At 38.3% G+C, this 20,240-nt stretch carries 17 protein-coding genes and 1 pseudogene; 12 read left to right on the top strand and 6 right to left on the bottom strand.

Annotation, left to right across the window (positions count from 1 at the left end; genetic code table 11):
- Positions 1-211: 211 nt before the first annotated feature.
- Both ACFIO5_RS06605 and ACFIO5_RS06600 read right to left on the bottom strand, forming a co-directional pair.
- The gene (locus ACFIO5_RS06605) at positions 212-484 is read right to left on the bottom strand and encodes a type II toxin-antitoxin system YafQ family toxin (protein WP_375634310.1); all 273 of its coding nucleotides are present in this window, start codon (positions 482-484) and stop codon (positions 212-214) included.
- Positions 485-493: 9 nt separating this feature from the next.
- Positions 494-774, bottom strand: a pseudogene (locus ACFIO5_RS06600) (type II toxin-antitoxin system RelB/DinJ family antitoxin).
- Between the two features lie 277 nt (positions 775-1,051).
- On the opposite strand from ACFIO5_RS06600, the gene ACFIO5_RS06595 reads away from it, so the two are divergent.
- The 3 genes from ACFIO5_RS06595 (at position 1,052) to ACFIO5_RS06585 (ending at position 4,098) form a co-directional block, all read left to right on the top strand.
- Complete coding sequence (locus ACFIO5_RS06595) at positions 1,052-2,014, top strand: L-threonylcarbamoyladenylate synthase (RefSeq protein WP_375620641.1); 963 nt, start codon at positions 1,052-1,054, stop codon at positions 2,012-2,014.
- Positions 2,015-2,016: 2 nt separating this feature from the next.
- Complete coding sequence (locus ACFIO5_RS06590) at positions 2,017-3,426, top strand: FAD-binding oxidoreductase (protein ID WP_375634207.1); 1,410 nt, start codon at positions 2,017-2,019, stop codon at positions 3,424-3,426.
- A 144-nt stretch (positions 3,427-3,570) separates the two neighbouring features.
- On the top strand, positions 3,571-4,098 hold the full coding sequence (locus ACFIO5_RS06585) for a DUF6101 family protein (RefSeq protein ID WP_375628324.1): 528 nt from the start codon (positions 3,571-3,573) through the stop codon (positions 4,096-4,098).
- A gap of 1,059 nt (positions 4,099-5,157) precedes the next feature.
- Here the strand turns inward: ACFIO5_RS06585 and purD are convergent.
- The gene (gene purD / locus ACFIO5_RS06580; protein ID WP_375634209.1) at positions 5,158-6,432 is read right to left on the bottom strand and encodes a phosphoribosylamine--glycine ligase; all 1,275 of its coding nucleotides are present in this window, start codon (positions 6,430-6,432) and stop codon (positions 5,158-5,160) included.
- A gap of 90 nt (positions 6,433-6,522) precedes the next feature.
- Here purD and ubiA point away from each other — a divergent pair, with 90 nt between their 5' ends.
- On the top strand, positions 6,523-7,527 hold the full coding sequence (gene ubiA, locus ACFIO5_RS06575) for a 4-hydroxybenzoate octaprenyltransferase (RefSeq protein WP_375634211.1): 1,005 nt from the start codon (positions 6,523-6,525) through the stop codon (positions 7,525-7,527).
- Between the two features lie 237 nt (positions 7,528-7,764).
- Here ubiA and pdxH read toward each other — a convergent pair whose 3' ends face one another.
- Positions 7,765-8,388 (bottom strand): pyridoxamine 5'-phosphate oxidase, encoded by a 624-nt coding sequence (gene pdxH / locus ACFIO5_RS06570; RefSeq protein ID WP_375611119.1) that lies wholly within the window; start codon positions 8,386-8,388, stop codon positions 7,765-7,767.
- 326 nt (positions 8,389-8,714) lie between these two features.
- Here pdxH and ACFIO5_RS06565 point away from each other — a divergent pair, with 326 nt between their 5' ends.
- The 8 genes from ACFIO5_RS06565 (at position 8,715) to ACFIO5_RS06530 (ending at position 17,343) form a co-directional block, all read left to right on the top strand.
- Positions 8,715-9,620: a DnaJ C-terminal domain-containing protein gene (locus ACFIO5_RS06565; RefSeq protein WP_375634213.1), complete on the top strand. Its 906-nt coding sequence runs from the start codon at positions 8,715-8,717 to the stop codon at positions 9,618-9,620.
- A 127-nt stretch (positions 9,621-9,747) separates the two neighbouring features.
- Complete coding sequence (gene fabI / locus ACFIO5_RS06560; protein ID WP_273787904.1) at positions 9,748-10,566, top strand: enoyl-ACP reductase FabI; 819 nt, start codon at positions 9,748-9,750, stop codon at positions 10,564-10,566.
- Between the two features lie 148 nt (positions 10,567-10,714).
- Positions 10,715-11,803 (top strand): chorismate synthase, encoded by a 1,089-nt coding sequence (gene aroC, locus ACFIO5_RS06555; RefSeq protein ID WP_375634294.1) that lies wholly within the window; start codon positions 10,715-10,717, stop codon positions 11,801-11,803.
- Between the two features lie 15 nt (positions 11,804-11,818).
- Positions 11,819-12,922, top strand: coding sequence for a 3,4-dihydroxy-2-butanone-4-phosphate synthase (ribB, locus tag ACFIO5_RS06550; RefSeq protein ID WP_375634292.1), 1,104 nt, complete (start codon positions 11,819-11,821; stop codon positions 12,920-12,922).
- A 7-nt stretch (positions 12,923-12,929) separates the two neighbouring features.
- Entirely contained in the window at positions 12,930-13,184 is a 255-nt protein-coding gene (locus tag ACFIO5_RS06545; RefSeq protein ID WP_375618413.1) for an exodeoxyribonuclease VII small subunit, read from the top strand.
- A gap of 241 nt (positions 13,185-13,425) precedes the next feature.
- Positions 13,426-15,333: a 1-deoxy-D-xylulose-5-phosphate synthase gene (gene dxs / locus ACFIO5_RS06540; RefSeq protein WP_375634219.1), complete on the top strand. Its 1,908-nt coding sequence runs from the start codon at positions 13,426-13,428 to the stop codon at positions 15,331-15,333.
- Positions 15,334-15,349: 16 nt separating this feature from the next.
- A complete protein-coding gene (locus ACFIO5_RS06535; RefSeq protein ID WP_375634289.1) occupies positions 15,350-16,093 on the top strand; it encodes a TlyA family RNA methyltransferase in 744 nt (247 codons plus the stop codon).
- Positions 16,090-17,343, top strand: a complete 1,254-nt coding sequence (locus tag ACFIO5_RS06530) for a class I SAM-dependent RNA methyltransferase (protein WP_375634223.1) — start codon at positions 16,090-16,092, stop codon at positions 17,341-17,343. Before ACFIO5_RS06535 ends, ACFIO5_RS06530 begins: the two co-directional genes overlap by 4 nt.
- 556 nt (positions 17,344-17,899) lie before the next feature.
- Here ACFIO5_RS06530 and tldD read toward each other — a convergent pair.
- A complete protein-coding gene (gene tldD / locus ACFIO5_RS06525; RefSeq protein ID WP_375697195.1) occupies positions 17,900-19,324 on the bottom strand; it encodes a metalloprotease TldD in 1,425 nt (474 codons plus the stop codon).
- A 110-nt stretch (positions 19,325-19,434) separates the two neighbouring features.
- Positions 19,435-19,974 (bottom strand): invasion associated locus B family protein, encoded by a 540-nt coding sequence (locus ACFIO5_RS06520; RefSeq protein ID WP_375611128.1) that lies wholly within the window; start codon positions 19,972-19,974, stop codon positions 19,435-19,437.
- Positions 19,975-20,240 lie beyond the last annotated feature (266 nt).

Genomic DNA, 20,240 nt, shown 5'->3' with positions numbered 1-20,240 from the left:
ATCATCACCTATCAAAGCGTGAAAATGATGTCTCGCTTGATGAAGTGGATAGCATTTTTTCTTTTTTTGCTTATCCTTGATTTTGCATGCCTCATGGATGCGATAGACAACATCTTCGCTCATTTGAAGCAGTGGTTCTCAAAGAATTAGAAAAACTGTCATACAAGCAAAAACTTCGAAAAATTCTTTTTACTATGAATTGGAGATCCAATCATAAGCGTAGTTCAGAATGCAAACCAAGTCGTAAGAGCTCGAGTGTTTTGGTATTCGGCTTTCGATAGATCAAAACTAAATCTGGCTTGATATGACAATCACGACAATTGCGCCATTGACCTGTTAGCGCATGATCTCTCCAATGCGCTTTTAGCGGTTCATTCTCCGCTAACGCTTTGACCAAAAGCAGCAAATCCTTCTCTAGTGTATTAGCATACCTACCTTTGCTTTCACGTTTAAGGTCAGACCGGAATGAACGCGTATAGACAATATAGCAAGCTTAGGTTTTCTTTTCAGATTTACGCATTTCGGTTCTATCTTCGCGTATCATGGTCCTTAAGCTGTCTAATAATGTACGTTCGACGCATCCCATTTCGACATCCTCGATAGCTCGTAATGTTTCCGGATTTGGTTGAAAGATCCAAGCGGTAATGTACGATCTCTAGCAATGCGGGTCATAAACATGCGTACTACATCCGATACAGTTAAACCCGTAGACTTAATAACTGCACTTGCAATTTCTTGAACTTGATCAGGTATGCGGGCTTGAATTTTTCCCATTGCTAAATCCCCTATTCAATTGTAGCACAATGTACTGTACGTTAAGTCTATGTCAAGAGTTTCAACAATAGCTTTTCACAAGAGAACTTAGCAAAATTCAAAAAATTATTAGAGAAAGTTAGCAGAATAAGATATGTTTTGTAGAAGAATATTGGAAAATCCTATTCCCTAACCTTTATTTATGAACCCCATACTTAAAAAAACATATAAATCAATGTGATATATGAATAAAAAAGAGCATAATATCACTAAAAGAGTGTTATAGAAATGATGTGTCATGACGATTCTACCACTCGATAGTGCTTCGATAAGAGAGGCAATAGCGCTTCTTGAACAAGGGAAGTTAGTAGCATTACCAACGGAAACTGTTTATGGATTAGCGGGCGATGCAACCAATGGGAGAGCAATTTCTTCTATTTATTCTACAAAGGGTCGTCCGCAAATTAATCCTCTTATTGCGCATGTCAGCGGCATCGAAATGGCGGAACGTTATGTTAAAATTGACTTTCTTTCACGCCAATTAATGGAGGAATTTTGGCCAGGTCCTTTGACATTGGTTTTGCCTTTAAAGGAACAGCATAATATCCATCCTTTAACAACCTCTGGTTTGAATACCTTGGCTGTTCGTTTTCCAGACAGTCGTTTTGCGGAAGTGGTACAACATTTTGGCCGCCCACTTGCTGCTCCTAGTGCGAATCAATCGGGGCGTCTTAGCCCTACTTCAGCTGAGGCTGTTTTTGCATCTTTGGGGGAATCTGTTCCTTTGATATTGGACGGAGGACCTGCTAAAATAGGGCTGGAATCAACGATTATTAAAATTTGTGGTGAAAATATTTATCTTTTGCGTCCAGGGGGGCTTGCGGCTGATGAAATTGAAGAAGTTGTGGGGAAGCCTTTAAAACGGATAGATCAAAGGGCGGCGATTGAAGCTCCTGGGATGTTAAAGTCGCATTATGCTCCCAATGCCACGGTTCGTTTGAATGTAGAAAAGGTGGAAAATGGTGAAGCGCTTTTAGCATTTGGTTCAAAGCGTGTTATGGGGGCTGAAAATGCCGTTTCTATTTTAAACCTTAGCGAAGATGGAAAGTTAGAAGAGGCAGCCTCTCATTTATTTCAATATATGAAGGAATTAGATTCATTTAAAGTGAGATGTATCGCAGTAGAACCTATTCCATTATACGGATTAGGGGAGGCTATCAATGATCGTCTTATACGGGCTGCGGCTCCAAAGGAGAAATGAACATGGAGCAGGAATTAATTGAAGGGTTTAGGGAAATTGTTGGTGCTAAGCATGCTATAACAGATCAAGCGTTGATTGCACCGTATTTGCTTGAAGAGCGTGGGCTTTTTCATGGAAAAACACCTTTACTTTTACGTCCATCTTCTTGCGCAGAGGTCTCATCGATTATGCAGTTAGCGAGCAAAACGCGCACACCGATTGTGCCACAGGGTGGAAATACAGGGCTTGTGGGGGGACAACAACCAGATGAAAGAGGAGAGGGCGTTCTTTTATCCATGGAGCGATTAAATAAGATTAGAGCTATAAATATTGAAGGAAATTTTGTTGTTGTAGAGGCTGGTGTTATTTTACAGGATTTACAGAAAAAAGTGGATGAATCAGGTCGTTTTTTCCCTCTTTCTTTGGCATCTGAAGGTTCTTGCCAAGTAGGAGGAAATCTTTCGTCGAATGCTGGAGGGACAGCTGTTTTAGCCTATGGCAATATGCGTGATCTTTGTCTTGGTTTAGAAGTTGTTTTACCGGATGGGCGTATTTTAGATGATTTGCGTTTTGTTAAAAAAGACAATAGCGGTTACGATTTAAAAGATCTTTTTATTGGTGCAGAAGGTACATTGGGTGTTATAACCGCAGCCGTTTTGAAGATGTTTCCAAAAATAAAAGGAAAAGCTGTTGCTTTGGTGGGATTATATAGTCCGGCGAAGGCTTTAGAGTTTTTATCTCTGGCTCAAGAGTATGGAGGAGGGATGTTGACAGGTTTTGAGCTCATGGGAAATCTCAGTTTGCAAATGGCTTTAGATTATAAGATGTGTGAGAAGCCTCCTCTTCAGCGGAAACATGAATGGTATGTATTAATGAACATTTCATCGTTGCAAGGCAATGATGAGGCGTTATCGGTATTGAGTACTATTTTAGAAGAAGCTTTAAAGAATGCGGTGATAGAAGATGCAGTTGTTGCGCAATCTTTAAAACAGCAAGATTTTTTTTGGCAATTACGAGAAAGTATATCATTAGCACAAAAGTTAGCAGGAGGGTCCATTAAGCATGATATTGCAATCCCACTTGCTTCTATTCCTGATTTTATTGCTGATGCAGCGCTTATTGTTGAGGATATTGCTCCAGGAGCACGGGTGATTTGTTTTGGACACATGGGCGATGGAAATTTACATTATAATATTACACAACCTGTAGGAGCTGATACGACAGTGTTCTTGCAGTTATGGTCAACAATGAATCATCGCATTCATAGTTTAGTGGTGGACTATAGAGGTGCATTTTCTGCTGAGCATGGAATTGGTCAGCTTAAGCGCGAAGAACTTCGTTCTTTTAAATCGCCTGTCGCATTGGATATTATGCAAGGGATTAAAAAAACGTTCGATCCTTTAGGGATAATGAATCCTGGAAAAGTATTATAATTCAAGAATGGTGATCATGCATTTTTGTTTAGATTTTAATAACCAAAAAAGAAACCAGTTGTTTTTTATTCAAACTTTTAATAATCCAATGAGAAAAAGCTGCTAAAGGGTGTATGTTATTTAAGATAAATTGGGATAATGTATATGGCTAATCAATGCTTTAATCAGGCAAAAGCGGTGCTTGAATTTCGGTTAGATCCGTGCCATTTGCCACAAACGACGACATATTTTTCATCCAAAACGGGTAATCAGGTTATTTGTTCGTTAAATGAGCGTGGTGTTTCTTTTAAAACGGATATGCCTTCAAGCTTATCGCATTTAATACCCCCTTATCATTTTCAAGGAATTGCAGCACGTACCGTAAAAACGCGTTCAGGAGAAAGAGCTGTTGCATTAGAATTACTTCATGCCGATGAGGAAGCTTGTATACCGCTTTTGGTTTCCAGAGATTTGAATAATGTTCTTCTGGATTGGCGGTTATGGGCGGATACTTATGGCCTTCCCATGCTTATGATCAATGAAGATAATCGCATTCTGGTTGTAAAAGATCGTTCTGATTTACATCGATTTTTTGGTACAACAGCACATTCTAAACAAAAGCATTTTTTACTTCGTTATAGCAATCCGTTAGGCTTGCGTTTGGTGATTGCGAATCGAATTGCACTCCAGTAAATTAACATGCATTCATTTTTGTACTACCGTCAGCATTTATCTTGTTGTGCTGTAAAACATCGTTGTTTGGGGAGGTAACATAAGGCATGTAAACTTCACACATGAAGTGTTTTTAGAAGATATGGCGAATATTCTTAAGTTTGCTTGTAGGTCTTTGTGTAAGTGCAGCATATTAATGAGAATTCAGACCTTTACAGACGGGATTTGGTGTGACTTTTGGTTCTTTAAAACAAAGAGAAAGTCAATGATTGTAAATGAGAGTTTTTTGACACCATACATTGGCAGCAGGAATCGATGATGTAAAACGCTTTTTTCAGAGAGGTAAAAACGGTTTTCATAACAATAGAAACTGTTTTTTTGCGGTATAATTTTGGGTTTTTGCCACATTATTAAAAACACCAGAAGATTACTGGAAGTGTTTTTGAATTTTTTTATAAATCATTTCTTCATGTTGAATGAAAGCTTTGAATATTGCAGAATATTCTTATTTCATCTCTCTTTTATAATCAAAATCATTTAGATAGAAAGGGTTATCGTAATATTGAGAATTGGAAAATACAATGATGGTATAGGTTTTTATTTTTATTCCAGAAAGCTGGCAGAATGGATTTATACTATTTGCAGGTAGTGTCGTAAAATGGGAATGATAAGCATGAGAGATATTGTTTAAGAGTTTGTATGTGAATAACATAACTATCTTTTTTGGGCATTTCATTTTTCGTAAAAGCGGAATTTCACTAAAAACGCGATAAATAAAAGAAATGATAGTATATACGTTTTTCCTCAGGATTTTATAAGAAAGAAAGTGTTTATAAAAATGATGAGAAAATGCGTTTAAAGTAAAGACAACAGTAAAATGATTATTTTATATTACATCTTCAGATTCAGAAAATTTTCCTATTTTATCATGAGTAGATATCCTATTTACAATATTTGATTGTTCAAAGGAAAGCACACTCATTTTTTCAAAATTATGGTCAACGTAAAACAGTGAGAAAATTTTTGTATCATGCTCTTATATAAAATAAGAAAATCGTAAAAAAAGAATATTCAAAGGATTTAATTTTCTCGCGCAACGGCTCTCCATCCGATATCTCGACGAACAAAACCTTCTGGCCAATCAATACAATCAACAGCTTCATAAGCACGTTTTTGTGCATGGGTAATCGTTTTTCCTGTTGCTGTTATATTGAGTACACGTCCACCATTTGCAATGAGTTCTCCATCACGCAACACTGTACCAGCTTGAAAAACTTTCACATCGAGAAGAGTGTTTACTTGATCAACGTTACGGATAACAGTACCTTTTTGGGGAGAGTCTGGATAACCATTAGCAGCCATAACAACGGTGAGAGCTGTTTTTTCAGACCACCGAAGAGGCTGATTTTCAAGTTTTCCTTGAGCTGCAGCAAGAAAAATTGGCAAAATATCATCTTTGAGGCGCATCATTAAAACTTGACATTCAGGATCACCGAATCGTACGTTAAATTCAATTAATTCGGGTCCTTTTTGCGTTATCATTAATCCGACGAAGAGAATACCTTTAAAGGGGGCACCCATTTCTTTCATGCTTTTTAAAGCTGGTTCAACAATTTCTTTGAGAGTACGATTCACTATTTCTTGGGTCATGATGGGCGCTGGTGAATAAGCACCCATACCACCGGTGTTTGCTCCAGTATCCCCATCACCTACACGTTTATGATCTTGAGCAGATCCAAAAGGAAGAGCAACTTTACCATCACAAAGGCAGAAGAAGCTTGCTTCTTCACCTTCAAGAAAAGATTCTACAACAATTTTGTTTTCTGCATCTCCAAATGTACTTTTGAAGCAGGCATCAACTGCGTTAAACGCTTCTTCCATAGTTGTTGCAACCACGACACCTTTGCCAGCTGCTAAGCCATCAGCTTTAATAACAATGGGAACACCTTGTTGCTGAATGTAAGCTTTAGCTTTAGAGGCATCATTAAAGCATTGGTAACTTCCTGTAGGAATGTTATTCTTCCGACATAAATCTTTTGTAAAGGCTTTTGAACCTTCTAGTTGAGCAGCTTTTTGAGTAGGACCAAATACACAGATGTTAGCGCTATTAAGAGAGTCTGTTATACCCGCCACCAAGGGTGCTTCTGGTCCTACAATTACAAGATCAATAGAATGTGCCTTACAAAAATCAATAACAAGGGGATGGTCATCAATGTTCAAATTAATATTTTCACCAAATTCTGTTGTTGCAGGATTTCCAGGAGCACAATATAACTTTGTTAGCAGTGGTGATGCTGCTATTTTCCATGCTAAAGCATGTTCTCGTCCACCTGAGCCAATAAGAAGAATATTCATTGCTTGCTCCTCTCATAAAAGATAATTAATCTCATCCTCTTCTCATAAGAATGAAATGTCTCTATCGCAAGACCAAAGGTAAATCATTTGATGAAAAAAAATAAAAATATCGCGCATGTTCAGTCCTATGATAGCCAAGGACGGGTTATGGATGCATCTTCCAAACAATGGGTCTACAGCTTCCTTCCCCGTTCTTTATGGTTTTATGCGCAATTGGCGCGTTGGGATCGACCTATCGGTTGGCAATTGTTGATGTGGCCTTGTTTTTGGTCAACAACAATGGCTTTTTTCTCTTATAACATGCATTACGATACTCTTTTATCAATGTTTCTTCATTGGGTTTGGTATCTTTTTCTTTTTTTTCTGGGATCTATTGCTATGCGAGGGGCAGGATGTACTTGGAATGATCTTATTGACCATAAAATTGATGCTCAGGTAGAAAGGACACGTTCTCGCCCATTGCCAACAGGACATGTGAGTCGGTTTCAAGCGAGAGTTTTTATCCTTGTGCAATGTTTTGTTGGTTTAGTCGTTTTATCACAATTTAATAGGTTTAGTTTTTTTCTAGGTATTTCGTCATTGATAGCTGTTGCATTTTATCCTTTTATGAAACGCGTAACATATTGGCCGCAGTTTTTTTTAGGCGTTGCATTTAATTGGGGGGCATTAATGGGGTGGGCTGTTGTCTTTGGAAGTTTAAGCTGGGCACCAATCTTGCTTTATGTGGGATCAATTTTGTGGACCATAGGATACGACACAATCTACGCACATCAAGATAAAGAAGATGACGTTACTGTTGGTGTCCGTTCTACGGCTCTTCTTTTTGGTAAAGCAACCAAGCGTGCTTTAGTATTTTTGTATGGTGGTTTTGTGATGTTCGTTAGTCTAGCATTTTATTTAGCTGGAGTCCCTGTTCTTAGTTTTTTGGGGATTTTTGTGGCAAGTATCCATATGTTTATTCAAATTAAAGTCATTGATATAGATGATAGTTCACAATGCCTCAGGCTTTTCAAATCTAATTCGCTTATTGGTTTTGTGATTTTTTCTGGTTTAGTATGTGGGGGTATATGGATGATATTTTATCCTGCGGTCTAAAAATAAGTTAGCTAAAATCATAGTTTCTACTGAATACAGTATGTTTTTTTTAATAAGCTTGTTGCTAATCTATTTTTAAGCAATACAGTAGAAAATATCACCAATTAACCTTTACAGTGAAAATAAAATTCTTCTATTTAAATAGAATAAATCATCTTCTTTTAGAATTTTTCGAATAAAAAATATTTGTTTAATTGTTGCGAAGAAAAAATCTTCATAACGATGAAGTTTGAAGGATTAGGGATAAAGTTTTTGTCTTTTCCAATCGCTGTGTTCAACACAATCCCGTGTAAAAAGCAAACGATCATGTAAACGAAATGGGCGATCGCACCAGAACTCTATAGAAAGGGGTTTAACACGAAACCCAGACCAATAAGGTGGTCGTGGAATATTGCCTAGAGCATAACGCGCAGTATATTGAGCAATTGCTTTTTCGAGCACAAAACGATTGTCTAAAGGTTGAGATTGTTTAGAGGCCCATGCACCAATTCGACTACCACGTGGTCGCGATTGGAAATAGGCATCGGCTTCCTGTTGACTTACTTTTTCAACGATTCCTCTAATTCTGACTTGACGACGGAGTGATTTCCAATGAAAACCTAAGGATGCTTTCATTGATTTTAAAATTTCTTGTCCTTTACAGCTTTCATAATTGGTATAGAAGACGAATCCTTGGGGACTGTAGTCTTTGAGGAGAACCATACGAACATTAGGGAGTCCTGTTTCGTCAACTGTTGCTAATGCCATAGCATTCGGATCATTTATTTCACTTATCGTTGCCTCTTCAAGCCACTTTGCGAAAAGTTCAAAAGGTTTTTGCATTTTCATAAAATGATCATCTGTTGGTATTTTTGTGCTCATAGTTTCTCCAAATATCAGTGAGCATGGGTGAGGCATTTTCTCATTTACTTGATCATCAAGAAGTTACAGTACTATTTTTTCTTATTTTCAAAAAGCCAATGCTATCGTGTATTTCTATGGTAGTTTAATTATTTTTTACTTTAGCATAGACTACAAGGAGCTATATTAAATAAATGTCTCATTTTATCTGGTATTTTAGTTTATTGATAGACATATAAAGAGAAAAGAAGAAATTATTCTCTAGAATAGACTAATGAAGCTATAAGGGATATTGAACAACGTATCAGTTGATATTTTGAAAACGAAGAAATTGAAAAGAGGGCAATATGCGTGATCCCTACACGATTCTGGGTGTGGCACGTACCGCAAAATCGCAAGAGATTAAATCGGCATTTAGAAGATTAGCGAAGAAATATCATCCAGACCATAATAAAGATGATACAAAGGCTAAAGAGAAATTTGCTGAAATTAATCAAGCCTATGAAATTATAGGTGATAAAGATAAAAAGGCACAATTTGACCGCGGTGAAATTGATATGGAAGGAAAACCGCTTTATCAAGCCTATGGTGCTGGTGAAAATTTTAGCAATAAACAAAATCCCTTTTCAGGAAGAGCAAAGGGATTTGATTTTTCCTCTTCAGGTGGTGCAAGTTTTGATGCGAGTGATATTTTTCGGGATCTGTTTGGAGGAGGAGGTAGCTTTTCGAATTCCACACACTATAACCGTCCCCAACAAGGAGCACATGTTCGTGCTAATCTTGCCATAACATTAGAGCAGATGGTTGGCGCAGAAAAGGTGGAGGCTGTTTTTCCAAATGGAAAAAAGTTAAAAATTAAACTTCCAGATTATATTGAAGACGGACAGACTATTCGTTTAAAAGGTCAGGGAGAAGAGGTACCTCACGGGCAAGCAGGAGATGCGTTGATAACCATTCAGATTCAAAAACATCCTCGTTTTCGGGTTGAAGGAAAAGCACTCCATCTTGATTTACCAGTTTCTCTTAAACATGCTGTTTTGGGAGCAAAAGAAGAAGTTGAGACGTTGGAGGGGCGTGTGGTTTTAACGATTCCTGCGTGGTCAAGTTCTGATCGCGTTTTACGGTTGAAAGGGAAAGGGCTTCGTTTAAAAAATGGTACAAGAGATGATCTTTATGTGCATGTTCGCATTATGTTGCCGGGAGATGAAAATGCCGCCGCACTAGAACAGTTTTTGCAAATGCAACAAGATTAATTTTAAAAATTTTATATATAAAAGCGTAGTTTTTGTTTGATTTTAAACCAATTGCTTGAAGAAAAAGTTGACCTGTGTCATAGGCAGGTGAATAATACTAATTTTAAGTAACAATGGGGCAGTGCTGATGGCTAAGGGTAATGGTTTATTGTACGGTAAGCGTGGTTTAATTTTGGGGTTGGCCAATAATCGCTCCATCGCTTGGGGAATCGCTAAAGCGGCAAGTAGCGCAGGGGCAGAGCTTGCTTTTACCTATCAGGGTGAAGCAATGAAAAAGCGTGTCGAGCCTTTGGCTGAAGAATTAAAGGGATTTGTTTGTGGACATTGTGATGTTTCTGACAGTGTCTCTATTGATACGGTCTTTAGAGAAATAGAGAAGAAATGGGGAAAACTTGATTTTTTAGTTCATGCTATTGGTTTTTCTGATAAAGATGAATTAAGTGGTCGTTATATTGATATCAGCGAATCAAATTTTATGATGACGATGAATATTTCCGTTTATTCCCTAACAGCTCTAACGAAGCGTGCAGAAAAATTGATGCCAGATGGTGGTTCAATCTTGACACTAACCTATTATGGTGCAGAAAAGGTTGTTCCCAATTATAATGTAATGGGGGTTGCCAAAGCCGCTCTTGAAGCGAGCGTGAAATATTTAGCGGTAGATTTAGGTCCCCAAAATATTCGTGTTAATGCTATATCTGCTGGACCAATTAAAACGTTAGCGGCTTCTGGTATTGGTGATTTTCGTTATATTTTAAAATGGAATGAATATAATGCTCCATTACGTCGTACGGTAACAATTGAAGAGGTTGGTGATTCTGCGCTTTATTTTCTTTCAGATTTGTCTCGTTCTGTTACCGGTGAAGTCCATCATGTCGATTCGGGTTATAATATCATAGGTATGAAGGCAGTTGATGCACCAGACATTTCTGTCGTTAAAGAATAAAGTTTGGTTTATAAGATTTTATTAGACAGCAGTAATTTGACCAAATTTAAGGTGTCCAAGAGTATTTGGGAGAAAAGAGTTGTCTTGTGTATAGCACACAACATACGTTATCGTTGTATATATTTGACAGAGAAATGGATCTTTTTTCATGTCGCATAATACATTTGGTCATTTGTTTCGTGTAACAACATGGGGTGAAAGTCATGGTGCTGCTCTTGGTTGTGTCATTGATGGTTGTCCACCTGGAATTATTTTTACTCTTGCAGAAGTTCAAGCTTATCTTGATAAACGCAAGCCAGGACAATCAAAATATACAACGCAGCGCCGAGAACCAGATGAAGTAGAGGTCCTTTCAGGAGTTGTTGTTCAAGACGATGGAACGACATTGGTGACAACAGGTACACCAATTTCTCTGTTGATTCGAAATACAGATCAACGCTCTCAAGATTATGGAGCAATTGCTCATCAGTATCGTCCAGGACATGCGGATTATACTTATGATATTAAATATGGCATTCGTGATTTTCGAGGCGGGGGACGTGCTTCGGCACGGGAGACGGCAGCACGTGTTGCAGCAGGTGCATTTGCTCGTAAAATCGTTCCTGGTTTGATTGTACGAGGAGCAGTGATAGCAATTGGTCCTCATAATATTAATCGTGATCGTTGGGATTGGTCAGAGGTTGATAATAATCCTTTTTTTACAGCTGATGCAGAGATGGTTCACATTTTTAGTGACTATATCAGTAAACTCCGTAAAGAGGGGACATCTGTTGGTGCGGTTGTTGAGATCGTTGCAGAAAATGTTCCGGCAGGTTTAGGAGCCCCTATTTACGCAAAGCTTGATCAAGATATTGCCTCGTTACTTATGTCGATTAATGCGGTAAAAGGTGTGGAAATTGGTGATGGTTTTGCGGCAGCCCGCTTGAGGGGAGAAGAAAATGCTGATGAAATGCGAATGGGAAATGATGGAAAACCGCTTTTTTTATCCAATCATGCTGGTGGTATTTTAGGGGGAATATCGAGTGGACAGCCAATTGTTGCACGTTTTGCTGTAAAGCCTACTTCATCAATTTTAACACCTCGTCGTTCCATTGATGTTGATGGTCATGATATAGACGTTATAACAAAGGGACGTCATGATCCATGTGTTGGGATTCGTGCCGTTCCTGTTGGTGAGGCGATGGTTGCTTGTGCTATTGCTGACCATTATCTAAGACATCGCGGTCAAGTTGGGTGATTGAAAAGGTGAACAATGGCGTATGATGAAAAAAAAATTGTTTCTGCACTTAAAGCTTTTGAACGCGGTGAAATTGTTGTGGTGACAGATGATGATGACCGTGAAAATGAGGGTGATTTAACTGTTGCTGCAGCGCATTGTACAGAAGAAAAGATGGCGTTTATTCTTCGTCACACAACAGGTATTGTGTGCACACCTATGCCAAAAAAAGAAGCAAAACGGTTTAATCTTTCTCCTATGGTACCAGATAATAACTCTGCACATGGGACGCAATTTACGGTTACTGTTGATTTTAAACACGGCATAACAACAGGAATTTCAGCGCATGACCGTACATTAGCTGTACGTAATCTTGCGAATTCAAATGCAAGTGCGGATGATTTTGTTCGTCCAGGGCATGTTTTTCCTTTAATTGCGCATGAAGGGGGGGTGCTCATGCGTTCAGGTCACACGGAGGCCGCTGTTGATTTATGTAAATTATCTAATTTGCCGCCGGTTGGTGTTATCGGTGAATTAGTCAATGATGATGGAAGCGTTAAACATGGCGATCAGATTATGAAATTTGCGCAAGAACATCGGTTGCATATTATAACGGTTGCAGATTTAATTTCTTACCGCCAACGTAAGGAAATATTGATCAAGCATGTTGGAGAAATGCTTATTGAAACATCTGTAGGTCCCGCTATTGTTCAAAGTTATCAACTCCCTTGGGAAGTCGTTCAGCATATTGCAATTGTTTTTGGTGATGTCCGTGAGGGTGAGAATATTCCTGTGCATTTACATCATGAAAACATTATAAGTGACGTTTTTTGTCAAACTTCAGATATTATGGTGATGATGCGGCGTATGATGGAAAAAGAAAAACGTGGCGTATTTATTTATTTGCGTGAAGGATCTGTTATACAATCAACTGTTGGTATTCAAAACATGACAAGAAACAGTTCAGAAAACCATGTGCAGGCGATTGAACGCGAAGAAGAATGGCGCAAAATTGGTTTAGGATCACAAATTTTAAAATATTTAGGAATAGGCTCTGTTATTGTTTATGCTTCTAAAGAGCATCATTATGTAGGTTTGGAAGGTTTTGGAGTTCGTATATCCAGAACAGATATTTTTTGAGGTTCATATGAAAAAAGAGATACAAGAGGGGGATATTACGACCTTAAGCTTTGAGCAAGCGCTTAAGCAACTTGAAGTTATTGTCGAAAATTTGGAACGTGGCGATGTGCCTTTGGAACAATCCATTGATATTTATGAACGCGGTGAAGCGCTTAAAAAGCATTGTGAAAAACTCTTAAGAGTTGCTGAAGCTAAAGTTGAAAAAATCCAGCTTTCAGAAGAAGGTTCTCCAGAAGGAGTGGAACCACTTGATGCTAAATAATTTAAATCTTTTTGGATATTTATTGTGGGACTTAAGAGAAGCAATAACCTTAGTTTATAAATAGAAAGTTTTATTGATTTCTTTTTTATAAAATAAGTTAAAAATGAGGAAATTATAGCTCATCTCAAATAGAAAAGAGCATTTTTCAGTAAAAAAGATGCAAAACTGTAAATAAAAGAGTAGAGAAGATATATTTTTATCATTGTGTTTTCTTGAGTTAAGATAATAGAAAGGATTTTTTTTGTCTCAGGTCTTAACACCATTGCTTGACCGTGTTTGTTTTCCGCAAGATTTGCGGGCATTGCCTGAGTCTGATTTGGTACAGTTGGCTGATGAGTTGCGGACCGCAACAATTGATGCGGTTTCTGTAACAGGTGGTCATCTTGGGGCGGGACTTGGTGTTGTTGAGCTCACTGTTGCATTACATTATATTTTTAATACACCAGAGGATAGGATTATTTGGGATGTTGGTCATCAAACCTATCCACACAAGATTTTAACGGGGCGTAGAGAAAAAATTCGCACATTACGTCAAGAGGGCGGATTATCGGGTTTTACAAAACGTTCAGAAAGTGTGTATGATCCATTTGGAGCGGGGCATTCGTCTACTTCTATTTCAGCGGGGCTTGGTATGGCGGTGGCAAGTGCTTTGAAAGCAGAGACAAGACGCAATATCATAACTGTCATTGGTGATGGTGCAATGTCAGCGGGCATGGCTTATGAAGCAATGAACAACGCTGGTGCTTTGAATGCACGCTTGATTGTTGTTCTTAATGATAACGATATGTCTATAGCACCACCTACAGGTGCTATGAGTGCACATCTTGCACGATTAGTGTCTCGTCCTTCTTATCGTCATTTGCGTGAACGCGTAAAGATGTTGAGCGAAAAATTGCCAAAGTTTTTTTTGGATAAAGCCCGTCGTTCAGAGGAATTTGCGCGTGGACTTTTGGTTGGGGGAACTTTATTTGATGAGCTTGGCTTTTATTATGTTGGCCCCATAGATGGGCACAATTTGGGGCATTTATTGCCTGTTTTTAAAAATGTTCGTGAATATCCTAATGGTCCTGTTTTGGTGCATGTTGTAACCCATAAGGGAAAGGGATATCCACCTGCAGAGGCCTCGTCTGATAAATATCATGGTGTTAATCGTTTTGATGTCACGACAGGAAAACAGGTAAAAGCATCAAGTAATATTCTACCCTATACCAAGGTATTTTCTAAAGCTTTAATAGAAGAAGCTCGCCATGATGATAAGATTGTTGGCATAACAGCAGCGATGCCAACAGGGACAGGTCTTGATTCTTTTGCGAAAAAATTTTCTGAAAAAATGTTTGATGTTGGTATCGCTGAGCAACATGCCGTAACTTTTGCGGCAGGACTTGCTTGTGAAGGGTATAAGCCTTTTGTTGCAATTTATTCTACTTTTTTACAGCGTGCTTATGATCAAATTGTTCATGATGTATCAATTCAAAAATTACCGGTACGTTTTGCTATTGACCGAGCAGGTTTTGTGGGGGCAGATGGTGCAACACATGCTGGAAGTTTTGATATTGTTTTTTTGGCCACTCTTCCTGACTTTGTTGTTATGGCACCTTCTGATGAGCTTGAACTGATGCATATGGTGCGTACAGCTGCAGCTTATGATCAGGGACCAATTTCTTTTCGTTATCCGCGTGGTGAGGGGATTGGTATAGATTTACCGCAACGTGGTGAGTTATTAGAAATTGGAAAAGGGCGCGTTCTGCGTGAAGGAAATAGAATCGCTTTGGTTTGTTTTGGAACGCGGATGTCAGAAGTGTTGCAAGCTGCTGATGCGTTGGAGGCTGAAGGATTGTCTACAACGGTTGCAGATGCACGGTTTGCAAAACCTTTAGATAAGGATTTGATGCGTCGTTTGGCACGTGAGCATGAGGTATTGGTGACAATTGAAGAAGGGGCAATCGGTGGATTTGGAGCGCACATATTACAATTTTTAGCGCAAGAAGGGCTCTTAGAGCATGGTTTGAAAGTTCGTACACTAAAATTTCCTGATGAATATTTGAATCATGGTTCACCAGAAAAAGTTCTTTCACGTGTCGGACTTGACGCTATGGGTATTTTAAGCACGGTTTTTGCTGTTTTGGGACGCGAGATTCGAACAGAATAGAAAATTCGAGTATGAGATGGCTTCCAGAAAAAGACTCGATATTTTTTTAGTTGAAAAAAACTTTTTTACGACACGTTCACGCGCACGTGATGCAATTATGCGCCAAACTGTTAAAGTTAACGGAGAAATCGTTTTTAAAGCTGGGCAAATCGTTTTTGATGATGCAGAGATTACCGTTTGTGATCCAGCACAGAATTATGTTTCTCGGGCAGCGTTAAAATTGATTGCTGCACTTGATGCATTTCCAATTATAACAGATAAAGTGACAGCCATTGATGTTGGTGCATCAACAGGTGGTTTTACGCAAGTTCTCTTAGAGCGTGGAGCAGATCATGTCATTGCCGTTGATGTTGGGCATCATCAATTTGATAAACGTTTATTGGGCAACAGTGCTATAACGTTATTAGAAGGCTTGAATGTCAGAGATTTTAAACAGGAACATTTAGGTGGGCGAGAAATTGATCTTATCGTTTCAGATGTTAGCTTTATTTCGCTCAAACTTGCATTGCCTCCCGTGTTGTCTTTAGCCAAGAAGGGAGCCCAAGCTGTTTTACTGGTAAAGCCTCAGTTTGAGGTTGGTCGTAAACACTTTAGTAAGGGAGGAATATTAAGTCCATCAAGTGCTAAAAAAATTGCTGAGGCGCTTTTTGTTTGGTTAAGTACACAAACAGGGTGGAGTGCAAAAAGTTTAATTTCTTCCCCTATTACAGGTGGTGATGGCAACGTGGAATATTTACTATTCGGAGAAAAACAAGAGTGAATGACAATGTCATAATCGATCATATCGGAGCAAATGGTTATGGTACTGCTAAGACGTCTCACGGCTTCGTTTCTGTTCCTTTTACTTTACCAGGAGAGTGTGCTGAAATTACGGTTCATGGAAAATATGCAACATATATAGCATTAAAAGAAAAATCATTAGAACGCATTGATACTCTTTGTCAGCATTTTGGAGAATGTGGAGGGTGTACTCTTCAGCATTGGCATATGGATGCTTATCGCGTATGGAAACAACAATTGGTTGTTGATGCGCTTAAAAAGTATGGACTTAATAATGTTGTTGCGCCTTTAATAGAATGTAAACCTTATAGCCGACGGCGGATTACTCTAACAGCATCTATGACCCCACAGGGGCAAAAAGTTGGTTTTAACCGTTATCTCTCTCATGAGATTGTAGCTCTTGAGGAATGTCCAGTAAGCCGTCCAGAGCTTATTTCTCAGTTGCATAATATTAGAGAGCTCTGTGCTTTTCTAAGCAGCTCTGCCAAACGGTTTCATGTTACGATAACATGTGTTGAAAATGGTTTAGATGTTGCTTTAAGCGGTTGCATTATACACCATGAATCACTTCGTCAGAAAATGATCAGTGCTGCTCTTTCATATGGGATTATACGTTTATCTGTTGACGGTGAAGTTTTGGTTGAACGAGAAAAACCAGAGATTTACTTTGGAGATGTCCGTGTTGAATTTCCTTCTGGTGGTTTTCTGCAAGCAACTTGTGAAGCTGAAAATATAATGGGCAATATTATTTTGACTCATTTTAAAAAAGTAAAGAATGCTGTTGATTTGTTTTCAGGGGTAGGAACATTTACCTTGCGTATGGCAAAAAAGATGAATGTTCATGCAGTAGAAAATAATGAAGATGCATTAAGAAATCTAAATACAGCAGCACGTTTTGCGACTGGTTTAAAAACGTTCACTTGTGAAAAACGTGATCTTTTCCGACATCCCCTTTCTGTAAAGGAACTTGAATGTTTTGAGAGTGTTGTTTTTGATCCTCCCCGTGCTGGTGCAGAGCAACAAGTACGTGAATTAGCGAAGACAACAGTATCACGTGTTGTGGCAATTTCTTGTAATCCTACTACATTTGCTCGTGATTTATCTCTTCTTGTTGCAGGGGGGTATACAGTAGAAAAAATCATACCGATTGATCAATTTTTATGGTCACCACATGTCGAAATTGTTGCTGTTTTGAGCAAAAAGAAAAAAAAGAAAGGTTGGAAACTTTAGCCTAATTTTTTTTAATGCTATGAAGATTTTTTAAAAGTTGACCTGTGTATTATTATAAAATCTCTCCAAAATTTATCTATAATAATAATCTTTTTCTCGTTGAGTTAAGAGCACTGAATGTAGAAAGTGTTTTTTTTCTTTTAAGCTTTTTTATTATGAAATATAAAAGACAAGTTACCCCACACAAAAAAACCACAAAAGACTAATGTATTACGAAGAAGATGTGTCTGAATAAGCCTGTGCCGTCGTTATATTTGCCATCCCCTAATGTTTCTTAAAACTCTTGGTACTTGAGACGGCCCATAAGAGGAATCTTTAGTTCTTTCTTGTACAGTTTTTATCCATATAACTCTCCCCGCCTGTAACGTATAAACGAATGATTTTGATTGATCCAACAGACACAGATTTAAAATGAGAGAATCTTACGGTATTCAAGGTTCTAATAAAATATGAATAACGCTAGATTATCTTTATAAATCAATTCATTGTAACATCCCCCTCACAAAATGGTCGTAATAGACGAGAAGGAGGCAATACTGGGAAGGAATGAGCAAGCTTATTCCTCTATAAGCGCAGTTCCACCGATTGTCATATTATTGATTCGAAGATGAGGTTGACCAACACCAACAGGGACATTTTGCCCTGCTTTTCCGCACATGCCAATACCATTATCAAGTTTGCTATCATTGCCAATCATTGTAATACGTTTCATGGCATCTGGTCCATTACCGATAAGGGTTGCACCTTTAATAGGCGCTACAATTTTACCATTTTCTACTCTGTAAGCTTCAGTACATTCAAAGACGAACTTTCCAGAAGTGATATCAACTTGTCCTCCGCCAAATGAAACAGCGTAGATACCGTTTTTGAATGATGATAGAATTTCTTCAGGTGTTTTATCGCCTCCTAGCATGATCGTATTAGTCATCCGCGGCATTGGTGCATGTGCATAGGATTCACGCCGTCCATTTCCAGTTGGATTAACCCCCATAAGTCGAGCATTTAGTCTGTCTTGCATAAAGCCAACGAGTTTTCCATCTTCAATAAGAACATTATATCCTGATGGGGTTCCTTCATCATCAACAGTAAGTGAACCACGGCATTCGGGAATTGTACCATCATCAACAACTGTAACACCTTTTGCGGCAACTTGTTGGCCAAGAAGTCCAGCAAAAGCAGAAGTTTTTTTGCGGTTAAAGTCACCTTCCAATCCATGACCTACGGCTTCATGAAGCATAACACCGGGCCATCCATTGGCTAAAACAACATCAAATGTTCCTGCTGGCGCTGCTTCTGCTTCTAAATTTGTTAAAGCCATACGTAAGGCTTCATCTGCAGCTTTTTTCCAATTGTCTTCATGAATAAATTGGTTAAATGCTTGTCTTCCTCCACATCCATAAAAACCATTTTCACGTCGATTGCCTTCAGCTGCGACCACAGATATAGAAAGTCGCACAAGGGGACGAATATCACGAATCAAATAACCATCTGCACGTAAAATTTCAACATGTTGTAGCGAGCCGGAAAGAGAAACAGTCACCTGATGCAATTTATCATTTTTAGCACGTAAATAGGCATCAATTTTTTGCAAAAGAGCACTTTTTTCTTCAAATGATGGAGAATCAAGGGGATTATGCGGTTGATAAAGTCTTTTGTTTGTTTGTTGAGGTGCTATGCTATAAGTCCCTGCATGATTATTATAGGTAACAGCTTTAGCAGCTTCACTGGCACGTTTGAGTGCAGCAGCTGATAACTCACTAGAGTGAGCATATCCAGTAGCCTCTCCAGCAACAACGCGTAGTCCAAATCCCATATCTTGATGAAATGAGCCGTTTTTAAGCTGTCCATTATCAAATAAAAGAGCTTCGCTTTCTGTATACTCAAGGTAAAGCTCACCATCATCAGCATGATGAAGTGTTTCCTGTATAAGTGATTGCACTTTAGAGGAAGCAATATCAAAATGATCAATCAGCGATTTCATAAGAATTATCCTATTTTTATGGGGGCTTAGAAGATTTTTATCAATCTAATTTTAAGAATCTTTCAAAATATACGATGAGATTTTGATTGTTTAAAATGTATTGATTTCATTCATGTCGGTAAGGTTGCATAGGCGTCGCCAAGACCATGAAGGTCAACAAAACCTCCAATCCCTTGTTCAGGAGTTGTAAAGATAAAATAGGTTGCCATTTTTCCTTTTAAAAAGAGCTGCAATATGTCTTCTTTAAGAAAGGCTTCAGCAACACAATTATCACCAAGACAACGACGATATTCCATTCTGCCCATATTTTTATCGTCAATTTTAATTCCAACGCCAGGACGTAATTCAACGCGAATCGGAACAAAAACACGCATCAAGGCACCTTGCTTTTGAGGAAGTTTATAAAATGTAACGCGCAAGGTAATATCTTGACGCCCTTGTGTGTGAACGTTTTGTACAACTTCACACTGCATGTTAGGTGTACCTGGTGGTAGAGAACACACTTTTGTCCATGCACCATAGGTTTGTGGAGCAGGGACATCTTGTGCATAGGGTGTTTGTGCAAATGCATGACTGATAAAACTACTATAAAGTGTGTAAAGAACAGCACCAATAAAAAAAGTTTTTTTGAGTAATTTATAAAGTATCACAGAAAATCCTATCCGACTCAACACCCACAACCATGCATAGATTTACATAAAAAAATGAACTCCCCATAAAAAACTATAACACAAAATCAGTATTTACCCAAATATATTAATTCATATGATATATTTTTATGATACATTTGTAATGTGGAGAGAACGTTGATTGAAAAAATGTATTTTTATTGCCAATATTTCCATTTACTTTTAGGGGATACGTGCGAAAGAGATATTTCATATTTTCTCAAAAATACGATTGGTCTTAATTGGTC

This window comes from Bartonella sp. AA86SXKL, assembly GCF_042196885.1.
Note: the sequence above shows the minus strand (reverse complement) of the source record. Positions and strands in the feature narration are given on the sequence as shown.